Source organism: Thauera butanivorans NBRC 103042 (genome assembly GCF_001591165.1).
Classification (GTDB): Bacteria; Pseudomonadota; Gammaproteobacteria; order Burkholderiales; family Rhodocyclaceae; genus Thauera; species Thauera butanivorans.
The window spans coordinates 1-2,786 of the sequence record NZ_BCUG01000113.1 but is presented as its reverse complement, the minus strand read 5'-3'; the positions used below and the strand labels follow the sequence as shown (position 1 = coordinate 2,786).

General features: G+C 55.3%; 2 tRNA genes and 2 rRNA genes. All 4 read left to right on the top strand.

From position 1 onward, the window contains the following. Positions 1-184 precede the first annotated feature (184 nt). Positions 185-1,720: ribosomal RNA gene (locus tag TBU01S_RS22525) — 16S ribosomal RNA — on the top strand. 81 nt (positions 1,721-1,801) lie between these two features. Then, a tRNA-Ile gene (locus tag TBU01S_RS22520) sits at positions 1,802-1,878 on the top strand. A 41-nt stretch (positions 1,879-1,919) separates the two neighbouring features. Then, positions 1,920-1,995: transfer RNA gene (locus TBU01S_RS22515), tRNA-Ala, on the top strand. 250 nt (positions 1,996-2,245) lie between these two features. Continuing rightward, a 23S ribosomal RNA gene (locus TBU01S_RS22510) occupies positions 2,246-2,786 on the top strand; the annotation flags it as partial.

Genomic DNA, 2,786 nt, shown 5'->3' with positions numbered 1-2,786 from the left:
GGTTGACAAGGTTTTGTTTGTTGATCATAATTTCGCTTCTGTGCTGACGGCACGAATCTTTAACAACTTGAACAACCGATAAGTGTGGGTGCTTGGTGGTTGTGGTCCAGTGGCGTTGTGCCACGGTTTCACAATGATTGGGTGCTCATACTGCAAGTCAGTATTTTGAGTACTTTGTAGGATTGAACTTAAGAGTTTGATCCTGGCTCAGATTGAACGCTGGCGGCATGCTTTACACATGCAAGTCGAACGGCAGCGCGGGCTTCGGCCTGGCGGCGAGTGGCGAACGGGTGAGTAATGCATCGGAACGTACCCAGTCGTGGGGGATAACACATCGAAAGATGTGCTAATACCGCATACGTCCTGAGGGAGAAAGCGGGGGACCTTCGGGCCTCGCGCGATTGGAGCGGCCGATGTCAGATTAGCTAGTAGGTGGGGTAAAGGCCCACCTAGGCGACGATCTGTAGCGGGTCTGAGAGGATGATCCGCCACACTGGGACTGAGACACGGCCCAGACTCCTACGGGAGGCAGCAGTGGGGAATTTTGGACAATGGGGGCAACCCTGATCCAGCCATGCCGCGTGAGTGAAGAAGGCCTTCGGGTTGTAAAGCTCTTTCGGCCGGGAAGAAATCGCATTCTCTAACATAGGATGTGGATGACGGTACCGGACTAAGAAGCACCGGCTAACTACGTGCCAGCAGCCGCGGTAATACGTAGGGTGCGAGCGTTAATCGGAATTACTGGGCGTAAAGCGTGCGCAGGCGGTTTGCCAAGACAGGCGTGAAATCCCCGGGCTTAACCTGGGAACTGCGCTTGTGACTGGCAGGCTAGAGTACGGCAGAGGGGGGTGGAATTCCACGTGTAGCAGTGAAATGCGTAGAGATGTGGAGGAACACCGATGGCGAAGGCAGCCCCCTGGGCCTGTACTGACGCTCATGCACGAAAGCGTGGGGAGCAAACAGGATTAGATACCCTGGTAGTCCACGCCCTAAACGATGTCGACTAGTCGTTCGGAGCAGCAATGCACTGAGTGACGCAGCTAACGCGTGAAGTCGACCGCCTGGGGAGTACGGCCGCAAGGTTAAAACTCAAAGGAATTGACGGGGACCCGCACAAGCGGTGGATGATGTGGATTAATTCGATGCAACGCGAAAAACCTTACCTACCCTTGACATGCCAGGAAGCTTGCTGAGAGGCGAGCGTGCCTTCGGGAGCCTGGACACAGGTGCTGCATGGCTGTCGTCAGCTCGTGTCGTGAGATGTTGGGTTAAGTCCCGCAACGAGCGCAACCCTTGTCACTAGTTGCCATCATTTGGTTGGGCACTCTAGTGAGACTGCCGGTGACAAACCGGAGGAAGGTGGGGATGACGTCAAGTCCTCATGGCCCTTATGGGTAGGGCTTCACACGTCATACAATGGTCGGTACAGAGGGTTGCCAAGCCGCGAGGTGGAGCCAATCCCAAAAAGCCGATCGTAGTCCGGATCGTAGTCTGCAACTCGACTACGTGAAGTCGGAATCGCTAGTAATCGCAGATCAGCATGCTGCGGTGAATACGTTCCCGGGTCTTGTACACACCGCCCGTCACACCATGGGAGTGGGTTTCACCAGAAGTAGGTAGCTTAACCTTCGGGAGGGCGCTTACCACGGTGAGATTCATGACTGGGGTGAAGTCGTAACAAGGTAGCCGTATCGGAAGGTGCGGCTGGATCACCTCCTTTCAAGAGAAGAGGGTCGCAGCGGCCAAGTATCCACAACTTATCGGTTGTTCAGGCGAAGAGCCTCGAAGGTGCATGAGAAGAGGGTCTGTAGCTCAGCTGGTTAGAGCACCGTCTTGATAAGGCGGGGGTCGTTGGTTCGAACCCAACCAGACCCACCAGGATGTCAGGGTTGCTTGATGGCTTGGTTGATGAAGACAAGGGGGCTGTAGCTCAGCTGGGAGAGCGGCGGCTTTGCAAGCCGTAGGTCGTCGGTTCGATCCCGACCAGCTCCACCAGGTCATGCGTGTTTCGGGAAGTCAGAGATGGGGTTTGGGCTCAGGTCTCATCTCTGACTTCTTGATCGGCGAGAAGCCGGTTTGAGGTTTGCTCTTTAACAAAGTGGAAGAAGTGCAGTGCGTACTGTAGCCGGTGCGTACTGCAGTTGTGTGATTGCATTGGTTCAGGCTGCGTTGTCAGCACAGTCTGGACCGCACAAACGAGTTCGACCTGTGACGGGGTGCTTCTTTGGAGGCACCAAGGTTATAGGATCAAGCGACTAAGTGCATGTGGTGGATGCCTTGGCGATCACAGGCGATGAAGGACGTGTAAGCCTGCGAAAAGCGTGGGGGAGCTGGCAATAGAGCTTTGATCCCACGATGTCCGAATGGGGAAACCCGGCCCGCAAGGGTCATCCCTGGCTCAATACATAGGCCAGAGGAGGCGAACGCGGCGAACTGAAACATCTAAGTAGCCGCAGGAACAGAAATCAACCGAGATTCCGCAAGTAGTGGCGAGCGAACGCGGAGTAGCCTGCACGACTAAACCATCAGCTCAGCAAAACGGTCTGGAAAGTCCGACGATACAGGGTGATAGTCCCGTATGCGAAAAGCCGGTGGCGGGTCTGAGCGTGCGACAAGTAGGGCGGGACACGAGAAATCCTGTCTGAAGATGGGGGGACCATCCTCCAAGGCTAAATACTCGTGATCGACCGATAGTGAACCAGTACCGTGAGGGAAAGGCGAAAAGAACCCCGGGAGGGGAGTGAAATAGATCCTGAAACCGCATGCATACAAACAGTGGGAGCCCC